General features: G+C 70.4%; 16 protein-coding genes and 1 tRNA gene. 16 read left to right on the top strand and 1 reads right to left on the bottom strand.

Annotation, left to right across the window (positions count from 1 at the left end; translation table 11 throughout):
- Positions 1–152 precede the first annotated feature (152 nt).
- The 13 genes from ACZ3IG_RS12870 to ACZ3IG_RS12930 all read left to right on the top strand — a co-directional run bounded on the left by ACZ3IG_RS12870 (position 153) and on the right by ACZ3IG_RS12930 (position 9,669).
- Complete coding sequence (locus ACZ3IG_RS12870; RefSeq protein WP_382059671.1) at positions 153–1,004, top strand: sigma factor-like helix-turn-helix DNA-binding protein; 852 nt, start codon at positions 153–155, stop codon at positions 1,002–1,004.
- Positions 1,001–1,825: a protein phosphatase 2C domain-containing protein gene (locus ACZ3IG_RS12875; protein WP_467431466.1), complete on the top strand. Its 825-nt coding sequence runs from the start codon at positions 1,001–1,003 to the stop codon at positions 1,823–1,825. The genes ACZ3IG_RS12870 and ACZ3IG_RS12875 overlap by 4 nt, the downstream gene beginning before the upstream one ends.
- 28 nt (positions 1,826–1,853) lie before the next feature.
- Entirely contained in the window at positions 1,854–2,210 is a 357-nt protein-coding gene (locus ACZ3IG_RS12880) for a DUF6233 domain-containing protein (protein ID WP_380881946.1), read from the top strand.
- Positions 2,211–2,454: 244 nt separating this feature from the next.
- Positions 2,455–2,802: an SCO3933 family regulatory protein gene (locus ACZ3IG_RS12885; RefSeq protein ID WP_467431467.1), complete on the top strand. Its 348-nt coding sequence runs from the start codon at positions 2,455–2,457 to the stop codon at positions 2,800–2,802.
- A gap of 5 nt (positions 2,803–2,807) precedes the next feature.
- Complete coding sequence (locus tag ACZ3IG_RS12890) at positions 2,808–4,163, top strand: FtsK/SpoIIIE domain-containing protein (protein WP_467431468.1); 1,356 nt, start codon at positions 2,808–2,810, stop codon at positions 4,161–4,163.
- Positions 4,164–4,248: 85 nt separating this feature from the next.
- Positions 4,249–4,947, top strand: coding sequence for a DUF2637 domain-containing protein (locus ACZ3IG_RS12895; RefSeq protein ID WP_397891249.1), 699 nt, complete (start codon positions 4,249–4,251; stop codon positions 4,945–4,947).
- Between the two features lie 12 nt (positions 4,948–4,959).
- Positions 4,960–5,139, top strand: coding sequence for a mobile element transfer protein (locus tag ACZ3IG_RS12900; protein WP_019524147.1), 180 nt, complete (start codon positions 4,960–4,962; stop codon positions 5,137–5,139).
- A gap of 16 nt (positions 5,140–5,155) precedes the next feature.
- On the top strand, positions 5,156–5,311 hold the full coding sequence (locus ACZ3IG_RS12905) for a hypothetical protein (protein ID WP_006134826.1): 156 nt from the start codon (positions 5,156–5,158) through the stop codon (positions 5,309–5,311).
- A gap of 20 nt (positions 5,312–5,331) precedes the next feature.
- Positions 5,332–5,631: a SpdD-like protein gene (locus tag ACZ3IG_RS12910; protein ID WP_467431471.1), complete on the top strand. Its 300-nt coding sequence runs from the start codon at positions 5,332–5,334 to the stop codon at positions 5,629–5,631.
- An 88-nt stretch (positions 5,632–5,719) separates the two neighbouring features.
- On the top strand, positions 5,720–7,084 hold the full coding sequence (locus tag ACZ3IG_RS12915) for a replication initiator (protein WP_467431472.1): 1,365 nt from the start codon (positions 5,720–5,722) through the stop codon (positions 7,082–7,084).
- On the top strand, positions 7,084–7,254 hold the full coding sequence (locus ACZ3IG_RS12920; RefSeq protein ID WP_033275543.1) for a helix-turn-helix transcriptional regulator: 171 nt from the start codon (positions 7,084–7,086) through the stop codon (positions 7,252–7,254). Before ACZ3IG_RS12915 ends, ACZ3IG_RS12920 begins: the two co-directional genes overlap by 1 nt.
- Positions 7,251–8,624 (top strand): tyrosine-type recombinase/integrase, encoded by a 1,374-nt coding sequence (locus ACZ3IG_RS12925; RefSeq protein ID WP_467431473.1) that lies wholly within the window; start codon positions 7,251–7,253, stop codon positions 8,622–8,624. Before ACZ3IG_RS12920 ends, ACZ3IG_RS12925 begins: the two co-directional genes overlap by 4 nt.
- Positions 8,625–8,814: 190 nt before the next feature.
- A complete protein-coding gene (locus ACZ3IG_RS12930; RefSeq protein WP_467431475.1) occupies positions 8,815–9,669 on the top strand; it encodes a nuclease-related domain-containing protein in 855 nt (284 codons plus the stop codon).
- Positions 9,670–9,894: 225 nt separating this feature from the next.
- On the opposite strand, the gene ACZ3IG_RS12935 is transcribed toward ACZ3IG_RS12930, so the two are convergent.
- Positions 9,895–9,969, bottom strand: a tRNA-Arg gene (locus tag ACZ3IG_RS12935).
- A gap of 177 nt (positions 9,970–10,146) precedes the next feature.
- Between ACZ3IG_RS12935 and ACZ3IG_RS12940 the strand changes: the two genes are divergently transcribed.
- The 3 genes from ACZ3IG_RS12940 to lysA all read left to right on the top strand — a co-directional run bounded on the left by ACZ3IG_RS12940 (position 10,147) and on the right by lysA (position 13,244).
- Positions 10,147–10,611, top strand: coding sequence for a response regulator (locus ACZ3IG_RS12940; RefSeq protein WP_467431476.1), 465 nt, complete (start codon positions 10,147–10,149; stop codon positions 10,609–10,611).
- A 150-nt stretch (positions 10,612–10,761) separates the two neighbouring features.
- Complete coding sequence (gene nrtL, locus ACZ3IG_RS12945) at positions 10,762–11,805, top strand: ArgS-related anticodon-binding protein NrtL (protein ID WP_467431477.1); 1,044 nt, start codon at positions 10,762–10,764, stop codon at positions 11,803–11,805.
- A 47-nt stretch (positions 11,806–11,852) separates the two neighbouring features.
- Positions 11,853–13,244 carry a diaminopimelate decarboxylase gene (gene lysA, locus ACZ3IG_RS12950; protein ID WP_467431480.1) on the top strand — a complete coding sequence of 464 codons (1,392 nt, stop codon included), beginning with the start codon at positions 11,853–11,855 and terminating at the stop codon, positions 13,242–13,244.
- Positions 13,245–13,335 lie beyond the last annotated feature (91 nt).

Here is a 13,335-nt window from a genome sequence, read left to right on the forward strand (position 1 = left end):
GGCCGTTGCCATGCCGGCGGTGACGGGTGACTCCTCGGGGTGTGCCTCGGCGGCGGTCGCGTTTCTTCGTCGTTGAAAGTCGTACGGGACGGCGCCTCCCGCCCATTCCGTCTAGGGCCCTAGACTCCTGGGTACTTCTGGGAGGTGTGGTCATGTCGGACGAGTTGCAGCGGATCATGGCGATCGATGATCCGTACCTGCTTCTGCGTGAGGTCACCACGAGGCTGGCCGCTGCGCAGCAGGAGGTGACCGAACTCGCCCGGCTCCGCCGCCGCGTGGTTCAGGACCTCCACGCGCAAGGGATGTCCTATGCGCAGATCGCCGAGAAGGCCGGCCTGAGCCGTGGGCGGATTCATCAGATCCGCCACACCGGCCCGGCGCCTGAGGGGGTCTTCTTCGGGACGGGTGCCGTCACGGTGGTGACGCCGCTGCGGTGGGACGATGCGAAGAAGCGTCCGGTCGTCGCCATGGCCGACATGAACTCCGGCAAGCGGCTGGAGGAGCTGGCGAAGTCGTACGGGCTCGACGTCAGCTCCGGCCACGTGCAGGTGAGCGGCGAGGTCGACCTCAACCGTGACGGCTTGGTCGTCGTCTGCGGGCCGGGCATGTCCCAGGCCATGCGCGACCTGTACGCCCAGGACCCGGTACTCGCCTGGGAACACTCGGAGGGCGAGCCGTGGGCGCTCGTGGACCGGCGCACCGGCACGGCGTACCACGCAGGGGCGGACCTCGAACCGAGCCGCCCGCACGACGTCGGATACCTGGGCCGACTGCCCCGACCGGACGGCAACGGCTCGGTCCTCGCCATCGCCGGCATCCACACCGCAGGCTCCCTCGGCGTCGTCCACCTGCTCACCTCCGACCTCAGCACGCTGTGGGGACAGGTGGGGGAGCGGCACTTCTCCACACTGGTGAGTGTCGAGTACGACCCCGAGACCGAAGAACCGCAATCCGCCGAACTCCTCTGCCCCCTCTACCTGCACGACGAGGAGGCGACGGCGTGAACGTCGCTTTTGGCACGCTGCCCGCCCAACCAGACCAGCAGAACGAGGACTTCGCGGCCACCGCTCCGGGTGCGGCCGTCCTCCTCGACGGTGCCGGCGTCGCCGGGGCCGAGACCGGATGCGTCCACGGCATCGCGTGGTTCTCCTCGACGCTGGGCGGACTGCTGCTGGGCAACATCGCGCAAGATCCCGTCCGGTCGCTCGCCGACTGTCTCGCCGACGCGATCCGCGGCGTCCGGTCCCTGCACGAGGACACGTGCGATCTGGCCTACCGGGCCAGCCCGACCAGCACGGTCGTCGCGGTCCGGGTCGGCGGGGGAGCGCTGGAGTACCTCGTCCTCGGTGACTCGACCCTCCTCCTCGCCGGGCAGGACGGGAAGACGACCGCTGTCACTGACGACCGCCTGGACCAGGTCGGCAAGCAACTCCGTGCGTCGGTCGACCGACTGCCCACCGGCACGCCCGAGCACGCTGCCGCCCTGGCGCAGTACCGCGACGACCTGACGGGACTCCGTAACCGGCCGGGAGGCTTCTGGATCGCAGGCCCCGAACTGCGGGCAGCCGAGCACGCCCTCACCGGAACGGTGCCGCTGGAGTCGCTGGCGTCCGTGACCCTGCTGAGCGACGGCGCGACACGCCTGGTCGACCGGTTCGGCCTCGCCGACTGGACGGACGTGCTGGACGTGCTCGCGTCCGCCAGCCCGGACGAACTCATCCGCCGTGTACGGGAAGCGGAGAACAGCGATCCCGACGGGCAGCGATGGCCTCGCGGAAAGGCGAGGGACGACGCCACTGTTCTCCACTGGGTGCCCTCGTCGTAGCCGCACACCCAACCGTAGAATCGAACGCGTGAGCGATCAACCGTCCCGACTGGAGCTGCTGCGCTTCGCGCGCCGTGTGGTCGTGCAGCAGGCGACGGCTGCCGTGCGGCAGCTCGACGGGTGGATCGCGGACGAGGAGCGGCGCGAGGCTGAGCGGCGGCGAGGTGAGGAGATGCGGCCGCCGCCTCCGGACTGGCTGCTCCAGTACGGGCTCAACCGGAAGAACGTGGATGCCGTTCATGCCGGGGACTGCTGGGCAGCGACGAAGTCGGGCCGGTGTCGTCCCGCGTCCCGCGAGCAGGTGGTTGAAGCTCTGCAGCATGGCGTGCCGGCGTGCGTGCACTGCCGCGCGGATACGGCGCTGGGCCTGCTCGACAATCCGTGACGGTGGTGGTCCAAAAGCGGGCGAGGGGCTCACGAATGGCGTCACCGGCCGCTGCGAGATCGGGTGGTCTCATCGACGCTCGCGCGACACGTTCGTATACCCCCCTAGACAGTTGACGGGACGTCGGTTTACGGTAGTCGTCAACCCCCCCTAGACAGTTGGGGTGGTCGCCTCCCTGTGCTGTCTAGGGGGGTATTCAACGGCTCGGCGTCCACGAGGGCGCCCGAATCAAGTGAGGTACAGAATGCGTGTTATCCCCGTGGACACCTCGTCCGCCACTCTGCTGGTCACCAAGCTCCCCGAGGTCAAGGTGAGGGACCGGCAGACCGGCGAGGTGGCCGTGGACCCGGTTACCAACGACCGGCTCATGGTCATGGAGCTGGTGTTCATCGCCCAGGGCGGCTCGGACATGATCAAGGTCACCGTGCCCGAGAAGGGCATCGGCGAAGGACTGGCCATGGGTGCACCGGTGTTCCTGTCCGGCCTTGTCGCCCGGCCCTGGGAGAGCGAGTTCGGCGGCCGTACCCGGCACGGCATCGCCTACCGGGCGGACGCCGTCATCGTCGACACCCCGGCCGCGGTGCAGGGCTGAGCGTCATGACCGACGCCCTGTGGATTCTGCTGTTAGCGCTGCTGGTGGCGGCTGCGCTGGCCGTTGTGCGCCGTCGACTGCCGGTCCTGTTCTGGTGGCTGGTCGGGTATCCGGCCGTGACGCTGCGGGTGCTCGCCACGTATCGGGCCACCATGGACGCCTGCGGCCTGACGGTGCCCGCCTCGGCCATGCGCCGGGCCACCGCCCGGATGGTGGGGCGACAGGCCGCTCCCGTGCCGCCTCGCCATTCGCTGCCGCTGCCGACCGGGTCCGGACTCGTGATGCGGCTGCGCATGGCGGCCGGCCAGGCACCCGAGGACTTCAACGCTTCGGCTGACCGGCTACGGCACGCCTGGGGTGCGCACGCCGTGCACGTCCGGCCCACCAAGCCGGGACGGCTGGAGCTGCGGTTGGTCGGCTGGGACGTCCTCGCCGACGTACGGCCCCCTCGTCGGCGGCTGCGGACCGAACCGCTGACCCTGCCCCTGGCACTGCGTGAGGACGGACACTGGCACGTCCGGGACTTCCGCACCGTGCCGCACGAACTGATCCTCGGTGCAACGCAGTCGGGCAAGTCCGTGTACCTGCGCAACCTGCTCTGCGGGCTGGCCCGGCAACCCGTCGCACTCGTCGGCATCGACTGCAAGTGGGGCGTCGAACTGGCGCCCTTCGCGCCCCGATTGTCGGCACTCGCCGATACGCCGGACCGTGCGAACGACCTCCTTGACGTCCTGGTGGAGGAGATGGAGGCACGCTTCCGCCTCATCGGCATGAGGGGCGGGGCCGGTCCGGACGCCGTGCTCACCTCAGACGTTTGGGGCCTGCCGGAGAAGGCGCGGCCGGTGCCGGTCGTGGTCGTCGTCGACGAGGTCGCTGAACTCTTCCTCGCCGCGAGCAAGGACGACGAGAAGCGGTGGGACGTCATGGTCACCAAGCTCATCCGCCTCGCCCAGCTCGGGCGCGCGGCCGGTATCTATCTGGAGGTGTGCGGGCAGCGCTTCGGTGCTGAACTCGGCAAGGGCGCCACCATGCTCCGCGCCCAGCTCACCGGGCGGGTCTGCCATCGCGTCAACGATGAGACGTCCGCCAACATGGCCCTCGGCGACATCGCACCAGAAGCGGCGCTGGCAGCCACCAGGATCCCGGCCGAACGACCCGGCGTCGCGGTCGTCGGTGACTCCTCCGGCGGCTGGTCCCGGGTCCGCTCCCCGCACCTCACCCTCGAAGATGTGGCGGCCGTCTGCCGCGACACTTCGGGCCTGATGCCGGTACTGCCCCGCCTGGAGGCCTTCCGACCTGTCGTGGCGGAGCCTTCCGCTGTTCCCGTCGCGCAGCCCGCCACGCGTCCGGTGACCGGGTAACCGCACATTCCTCCAACGGCCGGCGTGACCGCCTCACGCCAAGTCCCTACCCCTGCCTTGCCTGAAACCGAAGGAGCCCGAGCCGATGCGTGCCCACCTGGCCCGCGTGGACGCCGTGATCGTGCAGGCCGTCATCGCCGGTGCCCTGTCCTTCTCCCACCTGCACGACGTCGCCGCGGCGGCCGGACAGGACGGCTGGAAGGCGTGGGCCTATCCCGTGAGTGTCGACCTGCTCCTGGTCGCCGCCTGGCGTCGGATGCGCCAGTCACAGCGAGCGGGCCAGGCGGCTGGCGGCCCGCGGCTGTGGTTCCTCGTAGCCCTGGCCGCGTCCCTCGGCGCCAACGTCGCCACGGCCGGCCTCCTCGACCTGGACGACGTACCCGCCTGGCTCCGCGTGACGGTCGCGGGCTGGCCGGCTGTCGCCTTCTTCGGCGGCACGCTGCTGGCCCACGCTCCGCACACCCCGGAAGAGCCCGCCGCCTCTCCTGCGACGGACGCCGCTACGGCTCCTGACGGCGGTTCGTCCGACGTGGAGGGGCCCCATCACAAGGTTCCGTACAGCGCCGACTTCGAACCGGCTCCCGAGCCTTCAGCCGCGCCGGCCACCGCTCCCGCCCCGGCGCCTGCTCCTGCAGTCGCCCTGCCGCCCGCCCTCGTCGACCGCGCCCGGGCCTTGGCCGAGGAACACCGTTCGGCCACCGGCCGCCCCGCCGACCCCGACGCCGTCCGCACTCGGCTCGGCCTGCCCCCGTCCATGACCGCATCCGTCGCCGCACACCTCTGAGAGGAGCCCACCGTGAACCGCCGTTTCCGCAACCTCCGACGCATCGGCCCCGTCAACGTCGCCTCCTACGTCGAACGCGGCCGGAACCGCCACCTGGCCGCCTGCACCGCTCCCCGATGCGACTTCTCCGCCGAGTACGACAGCCGCGCCGCCGCCGAACTTGCCGCCCGTACCCACCGCTGCCCGGCCTGACAGGAGACCACCCGACATGGATGTTCCGCTCTGGCTCGCCCTGCTCGTCGTCGGCGTCCTCGGCGTCAAGCTCATCCGCCCGCCCTGGTGGCTCATCGCCGTACTGCTCCTCGGCGGCTACCTCCTCGCCGACAGCCTGCTCGCCCCCGTCATCGACCCCGCCCTCAAGTGACCCGCGAAGGGAGACCGCTCATGTTCCGACCGAAGGTCCCGACCATGCCGCAGCCCACCGGTCTTACCACCCCGCCCGCCGTCGTCGAAACGACCGCAGTCACGCCGCACGCCCCGGTATCGACAGCCGCCACCCCAGCCCCGAACCGTTCGGTCGTCCAGCTCACGCCGGGCACCGTGCTCGCCCTGGTCGGCGGCGGCACCGCCGTGGTCCTGGTCGTCGGCGCCGTCTTGGTCTCCATGCTCCTTGCCGTCGCCCTCACCGCCGCATCCGTGGCCGTGTGTGCCCTCACTGTCCGCTCCGTCATCGCCCGCCGCTGACACCACCGCCCCGACCTCCTGGCCGTCCCGCACTGTCTAGCCCCCTCGACAAAGCCAACCGCAAGCCCACGCAAGGAGGACCCCGCACATGACTCCTGCGGCTCCGACCGCAGCTATCCGCCAGCTGGCATCCCTCGCCCGGCACGGCGACCTCAGCGCCTACGCCCACCAGATCCAGCGCCTCGGCGGCTGCGAGCGGCCCATCCGAATGGAGGGCCACCGGCTCGACGTCCACGCCGCCACCGGGGAGATCGTCCGGGAGATCGCCGACCGCGACCTCCCGGCCGGACAGCTCCTCATCCGCTGCAACAACCGCCGCGCAACCCGGTGCGCATCCTGCGCCGAGGTGTACCGCAAAGACACCTTCCACCTCGTCACGGCCGGCCTCAGCGGCGGCAAAGGCATCGGCCCGGCCGTGGCCCAACATCCCCGTGTCTTCGCCACCTTCACCGCCCCGTCCTTCGGCCCCGTGCACAACCGCCGCGGCGGTGGCCGTTGCCGCTGCGGACGCCTTCACCCGGACGACGACCCCGCCCTCGGCACACCCCTGGACCCGGACCGCTACGACTACCGCGCGGCCGTTCTGTGGAACGCCCATGCGGGGAAGCTCTGGGGCCGCTTCACCACATACCTGCGCCAGCACCTCGCCTCCCGCGCGGGCCTGAGTCGTTCGGCGCTGCGGCACTGCCTCAAGGTCTCCTACGCCAAGGTCGCCGAGTACCAGCGGCGCGGTGCCGTCCACTTCCACGCCGTCATTCGCCTCGACGGCCCGGACGGTGCCGAGGACACCCCGCCGGCCTGGGCCACGGCCGAACTCCTTACCGATGCGATTCGCTGGGCGGCCAGGGAGGCCGAGGCACCCGGTCCGGTCCTCGACGGCCACGCGTACGCCCTTCGCTTCGGCGACCAGCTCGACATCCGCCCCATCCGCTCAGCCGACTTCGACGGCACTTCGGAACTGTCCAGCCGCGCCGTGGCCGCCTACATCGCCAAGTACGCCACCAAGGGAGCCGAAACCGCCGGCACCCTCGACCGGCCCATCCGCAACCCGATCACCGACCTGATCGGCTCCGGCGTCACCGACCACGCCCGGCGCATGATCCTCACCTGCTGGCACCTCGGGGCGCTCCCCGAACTGGAAGACCTCCGCCTGCGCAAATGGGCCCACATGCTCGGTTTCCGCGGCCACTTCTCCACCAAGTCCCGCGCCTACTCCGTCACCCTCGGCGCTCTCCGCCAGGAACGAGCCGACCACAACGAAGCTTTGGCCCGCGAACGCGCGACCGAAGCCGGTCACCCCCTGCCCGACCCCGACACCGTGCTCGTCCTCCGCCACTGGCGCTTCGCCGGCACCGGCCTGACCGCCGCTGAATCCTGGCTCGCTGCCTCAGAGCGACCCGATACCCCTGACACGGAAGGAGACTCGGCGTGGACCGCCGACGAGACGAACTGATGACTGTTCCGCAGATTCTCGCTGAGCTGGGCGGAGTCTCCCGGCGCACCTTCTACCGCTGGCGCGAATTGGGCCAGGGGCCTGCTGCATTCAAGCTGCCCAACGGAGAACTTCGGGTGTGGCGGAGTGACTTCACCACGTGGCTGCGGCAGTTGGAGGCGGCGGCGTGAAGTCTCTCGACGTGAAGGTCTGGAGCGTCCGTAAGCGGGACACCAAGACGCCCTCGTACGGAATCCGCTGGTCTGTTGCGGGCAACGTCTTCTCGGAGTCCTTCCGAACTAAGGCGCTTGCCGACCATTACCGCACGAAACTCATGCGCGCGATGCGCGACGGCGAGGAGTTCGACACGGCATCGGGCCTTCCGGCCTCGATGGAAGAGAAGAAGTCGGCCGTGTCGTGGTACGCCTTCGCCCTCAGGTACCTCGCCATGAAGTGGCCCCATGCCGCCCCCAACACACGGGACGGGATCAACGAAGCCCTCACCAGCGTGACGCTGGAACTCCTCGACGAGCGTGCTGGACGGCCGTCCGATGAGGTGATCCGCAGAGCACTGCGCAACTGGGCCTTCGTGCTGCCGGGGCCCGATGACCGGGAAGTCCCGGATGACGTGCGGAACGTTCTCCACTGGGTGTCCAAGGCGTCCCGGCCGCTCGCCGATCTTGCTGAACCGGCCACGGCTCGCGCGGTCCTCGACTCGCTGAAGCTCAAGCTCGACGGCACGGCGGCAGCGGCGGAGACCGTGCGGCGTAAGCGTCGGACGCTCGTCAACGCCGCGAATTACGCCGTCGACCTGGGGGAGCTGCGGGAGAACCCCATCACGGCTGTCCGCTGGCAGAAACCGAAGGTGTCCAACCAGGTCGATCCGCGGGTCGTCGCCAACCCGGAGCAGGCGCGGAACCTCCTGGCGGCGGTTTCCTACGTGGGCGGGTACCGGCGTGCCCGTGGTCGTCGCCTCGTGGGTCTGTCCGCCGCCATGTACTTCGGCGGTCTCCGGCTGGCGGAAGCGGTCGGCCTCGCCGAGACGGACCTGAACCTTCCCGGGCAGGGCTGGGGCTCGGCGCTGCTCCACCGGACTCGTCCGTCCGTCGGCAAGCAGTGGACCGACTCGGGGGAGACCCATGACGACCGCGGGCTGAAGAACCGGCCGACCGAGGACGTCAGGAGGGTGCCCATCCCGCCGCACCTCGTCGCCGTGCTCCGTGAGCACCTGGCCACCTTCGGCACGGCGGACGACGGGCGGCTGTTCTTCAGTGAGAAGGGCTCGGTCGTCCCGTCCTCGACCTACTACCGCGTGTGGCAGGAGGCCCGGCTCCTCGCGCTTCCGCCGGCCGTCGCGGCCTCGCCGCTCGCGAGTCGGCCGTACGACCTCCGGCACTCGGCGCTGTCGACGTGGCTCAACGCCGGGGTCGACCCGACAGAGGTGGCCGAGCGCGCCGGCAACAGCGTCGAGGTCCTGCTGACCCGCTACGCGAAGTGCCTCGACGGACGACAGGACGTCGCCAACCGACGTATCGAGGATCTGCTGCGCGAGTACGAGTGAGACAACCCGCACCCACACTGAGGCCTCAGGCACGCCGCCTGGGGCCTCAGTCGTTTCATGCTGTACCTGGGACGGTGCTTCATCTGGAAAGAGCAGGTTCGGCCGCGCCCCTTGCCCTGCGGTCTTGTGGCCTTCCCTCGCTTGCTGCTGGCATGTCGGCAACGTCAATGCGAGAGCACAGGGGGGCTTTGTGGAGCTGCGCGTCACGCGCTGGAAGCGGTACGGGCGAGATCGCCTGTATGCCAACATGCCGGACGGCACTGCGGCCGGTTGGGCAAATGCCATGACGGGGGACATCACGGTTTTGCGGGCGGCGTATCACGACGACGTGATCGCCGTGCTCACACAGCACTTACAGAAGCTCACGGAGCCGGCTTCGCCAGACAGGGCGCCCGGGGTCGCAGAGCGGCCGACGCTGCCGCCTCTGACGCCGGCGGACGATCTGGCCGTGAACCCTCCCGGGGCCTCCTTGCGTGATCTGCTCGATGAATCCGGACCGGGACTGTTGGAGCGAGTGATCGCGCGGGTTCTTCGGCGACCCACTGAGTGGGATTCCTGGCGGAAGGGGTTGGAGGGGGAGCGGCGAGTGGGAGCCGAGCTGAACCGCTTGGGGCGCCACGGTTGGCGTGTCCTGCATTCCATCCCCTTGGCCAACAAAGTGGACATCGATCACTTACTGATCGGGCCCGGTGGGGTGTTCAGCATCAACACGAAGCACCACAACAAGAGGGCCGTGTGGGTCGGGGACGATTCCGTGATAGTCGATCACGGGAAACCGGCGCCCTACGCGCGCAAGAGCCGGGCGGAAGCAAACCGGGTCGTCCGGGTGCTTGAGCGTTACTGCGACTTCCCGGTACCGGTGGAGCCGGTGCTCGTCTTCGTCGGTGTCTCCGAGCTGAAGGTGGTTGCCACACAGCTCAGTGTCCGGGTCTACGAGGAGCGCCAGGTAGCGGCACTCGCTCCACTCTCAGGCGTGCTCACGGCTGACCAGGTGGAGCAGGTGTACAGCGTCGCTCGTCATCGTCAGGCTTGGGCCCGGGCCTGAGCCGGCGGCCCCGCGGCGTGACGATCCCTACGGGGTGGGGCGACCGACGTTGGTGCGGCCTCGTCTTTCCCTGGACCCCACCTGCGGCGATGCTTCAAGATCCCGTCCACGCCTCGTCCACGGACCCCGACATACGGTCGCTCCGGGCGGCACATGCCTGCACATACGCGAAGACCCCGACCGCAGCGTTTCCGCTGGTGACGGGGTCTTTGGGCACCTAATCGATGGTGCCCCCGGCAGGATTCGAACCTGCGCACACGGCTCCGGAGGCCGTTGCTCTATCCCCTGAGCTACGGGGGCGTGTCGGTCGCGGTGGTGTTGCTCGCGGCGACGGGTAGAACACTACCAGCTCGTCCGGGGTGGTCATGAACGGGTTTCCCGGGGTGGGGGAGGAGCCGGACGGCGGATGGTTCCCCGCACGGGGTGGAAGTGGGGAAAACCCGGACGCGATGGCCGGTCCCGACCTACTCTCAAGGTGTGCCAGGCGCGTCGGGCCGGGTCCTTGTCGTCGACGACAACGAGGTCATCCGGCAGTTGATCAGGGTCAACCTCGAGCTGGAGGGCTTCGAGGTCGTGACCGCGGCCGATGGTGCCGAGTGTCTGGAAGTCGTTCATCAGGTGCGGCCCGACGTCGTCACCCTCGACGTCGTCATGCCGCGTCTCGACGGGCTCCGGACCGCCGGGCGGCTGCGTGCCGATCCGCGGACCCGGGATCTTCCCCTCGCCATCATCAGCGCGTGCAGTCAGCACGAGGTCGATGCCGGGCTCGGTGCCGGCGTCGACGCCTTCCTGTCGAAGCCGTTCGAACCCGCCGCGCTGGTCGGGCTCGTGCGGAGGCTGGCCGAGCGGGGGGCACGGGGCGGTGACGGCCGGGAGAGCGCGGTCGGTTGCCGTGAGGCGGAGGGCGGCTCCGCGCAGCCGCCCGCCAAGCGCGCCGGGTAGCGGCAGCGACCACAGCGCCGGGTCACCAGCGCGCCGGGGCACCGCATCACCAATATCAACACCAAGGGGCAGAGCACCCCCCGTCCACATCCCGGAACACCCCCCAAACCAGTTCGCCTACCCTCCCCCCTCCTCCCCTACGCTGGTCCCGTGACCCCCGTCGAGCTCTCCCGCACCCTGCTGTACGCGGTGCGTCGCGCTGTCGATGACGGGAAGCTCACCGTGACCGTCCCTGAGCGGGTCGTGGTCGGGCCGCCGGGGCCAGGGGGATGCGGGGACTACGCCAGCAACCTCGCGTTGCAGCTGGCCCGGCCGGCCGGGCAGCCCCCTCACGCGGTCGCCGAAACGCTGCGGTCCTACCTCGCCGGCGTCGACGGGATCACCGATGTCGTCGTCACCGGGCCCGGGTTCCTCAACCTCTCCCTCGGTGACGCCGCCCCCGGCGCCCTCGTCGCCGACATACTGCGCCGCGGCCCCCGCTACGGCTACGCCGACGGACCAGGCACCGACGTGGTCTCGCTGCACTGCCCCCGCGAACTCCGCGCCCTCGTCGTCATGGACAGCGTCGCCCGGCTGCTGCGCGCCCAGGGGGTGACCGTGCGCACCAGCTGCGAGGCCCTCCCGCCGCCGGAGTGGGCGGTGCTGCTGGGTGATGCCCCCATCGACGTCACGTCCGAGCACCTCGACGCCACCATCCGCCCCGTCCCCGTGACCGACCCCGCCGCCGCCCTCGCCCTCGGCCCCGACGCCGGACGCTGGGCCCTGCTCCACCCCGCCCCCCACGACCGGCCCCGCCCCAGCGCCGCGGAACACCTCGCCCAGCGCGAGACGAACCCCCTCTTCCGCGTCCGCTACGCCCACGCCCGCACCCGCGCCCTCCACCGCAACGCCGCCGACCTCGGCTTCGCCCCCGAGCCCGGCACCAGCGCGGGTACGGAAAGGCTGACCGGCGCGCTCGCCGACCACCCCCGCGTCCTCGCCGCCGCCGCCCGCGACCACGCCCCCGACCGGCTCGCCCGGCACCTCGTCGCCGTAGCCGATGCCGTACTGCCGCTGCTCCCCGCCGTACTGCCCGTCGGGGACGAGAAACCCTCGGCCGCCCACCGTGCCCGGCTCGCGCTCGCCGAAGCCGCCGGGGCGGTGCTGGCCGGCGGCCTGTCCCTGCTTGGCATCGACGCGCCCGACCATCTCTGATCCGAGAGATCCCAGAGACCCGAGAGACCGAGAGAGTCACCAGAGCCATGAGCCGTTCCGCACACCCCGCCGGACCCCGCCACGCGGACGTCCTCCCCGAGGGCCACTACTCCGCACCGCCCGCCGACCTCAACGACCTCGACGCCAAGGTCTGGGCCCGCACGGTCGCCCGGAACGCCGACGGTGCCGTCACCGTCGGCGGCGTCGACGTGAAGACGCTCGCCGAGGAGCACGGCACCCCCGCCTACATCCTCGACGAGGCCGACTTCCGGGACCGGGCGAGGGCCTGGCGCGGGGCCTTCGGGGACGACGCCGACGTGTTCTACGCCGGGAAGGCGTTCCTGTCCCGGGCCGTCGTGCGCTGGCTGGCGGAGGAAGGGCTGAACCTCGACGTCTGTTCCGGCGGCGAACTCGCCACCGCGCTCTCCGCCGGCATGCCCGCCGACCGCATCGCCTTCCACGGCAACAACAAGTCCAAGGCCGAGATCGAACGGGCGGTCCGCGCCGGCGTCGGGCGGATCGTGCTCGACTCCTTCCAGGAGATCGTGCGCGTCGCCCACATCGCGCAATCCCTGAACAAGCGCCAGAAGGTCCAGATCCGTATCACCGTCGGCGTCGAGGCGCACACCCACGAGTTCATCGCCACCGCGCACGAGGACCAGAAGTTCGGCATTCCGCTGGCCGGCGGGCAGGCCGCCGAGGCCGTGCGGCGGGTGCTCCAGCTGGACGGGCTGGAGCTGGTCGGCATCCACTCGCACATCGGGTCGCAGATCTTCGACATGTCCGGGTTCGAGGTCGCCGCGCACCGGGTCGTCGGGCTGCTCAAGGACATCCGCGACGAGCACGGGGTCGAACTGCCCGAGATCGACCTCGGCGGCGGGCTCGGGATCGCGTACACCAGCGACGACGATCCGCGCGAGCCGCACGAGATCGCCAAGGCGCTCACCGAGATCGTCGACCGCGAGTGCCACGCCGCCAGGCTGCGCACCCCCCGCATCTCCGTCGAGCCCGGCCGGGCCATCGTCGGGCCCACCGCCTTCACGCTCTACGAGGTCGGCACCGTCAAGCCCCTCGACGGGCTGCGCACCTACGTCTCCGTCGACGGCGGCATGTCGGACAACATCCGCACCGCGCTCTACGACGCCGAATACAGCGTCGCCCTCGTCTCCCGCGCCTCCGACGCCGAGCCCATGCTCGCCCGCGTCGTCGGCAAGCACTGCGAGAGCGGGGACATCGTGGTCAAGGACGCGTTCCTGCCGGGGGACCTGGCACCCGGTGACCTGATCGCCGTACCCGCGACCGGGGCGTACTGCCGGTCCATGGCCAGCAACTACAACCACGTGCTCCGGCCGCCCGTCGTCGCCGTCCGGGACGGCGCGTCGCGGGTCATCGTGCGGCGGGAGACCGAGGAGGACCTGCTGCGCCTCGACGTCGGCTGAGAAGGGAAAGCCGGGGACCGGAGATCTTCACGTCTACCGGCCCCCGCAAATGAAATAAATGTCTCACGATCCGGACGAAGGGCAGAAAGTC

The sequence above is a fragment of the Streptomyces sp. NPDC016677 genome (assembly GCF_055562815.1).

Excerpts from the sequence above, each read along its gene's own strand:
- ACZ3IG_RS12870 (WP_382059671.1), top strand. The coding sequence starts at position 153 with ATGTCGGACGAGTTGCAGCGGATCATGGCGATCGATGATCCGTACCTG.
- ACZ3IG_RS12885 (WP_467431467.1), top strand. The coding sequence starts at position 2,455 with ATGCGTGTTATCCCCGTGGACACCTCGTCCGCCACTCTGCTGGTCACC.
- ACZ3IG_RS12890 (WP_467431468.1), top strand. The coding sequence starts at position 2,808 with ATGACCGACGCCCTGTGGATTCTGCTGTTAGCGCTGCTGGTGGCGGCT.
- ACZ3IG_RS12895 (WP_397891249.1), top strand. The coding sequence starts at position 4,249 with ATGCGTGCCCACCTGGCCCGCGTGGACGCCGTGATCGTGCAGGCCGTC.
- ACZ3IG_RS12905 (WP_006134826.1), top strand. The coding sequence starts at position 5,156 with ATGGATGTTCCGCTCTGGCTCGCCCTGCTCGTCGTCGGCGTCCTCGGC.
- ACZ3IG_RS12910 (WP_467431471.1), top strand. The coding sequence starts at position 5,332 with ATGTTCCGACCGAAGGTCCCGACCATGCCGCAGCCCACCGGTCTTACC.
- ACZ3IG_RS12915 (WP_467431472.1), top strand. The coding sequence starts at position 5,720 with ATGACTCCTGCGGCTCCGACCGCAGCTATCCGCCAGCTGGCATCCCTC.
- ACZ3IG_RS12920 (WP_033275543.1), top strand. The coding sequence starts at position 7,084 with ATGACTGTTCCGCAGATTCTCGCTGAGCTGGGCGGAGTCTCCCGGCGC.
- lysA (WP_467431480.1), top strand. The coding sequence starts at position 11,853 with ATGAGCCGTTCCGCACACCCCGCCGGACCCCGCCACGCGGACGTCCTC.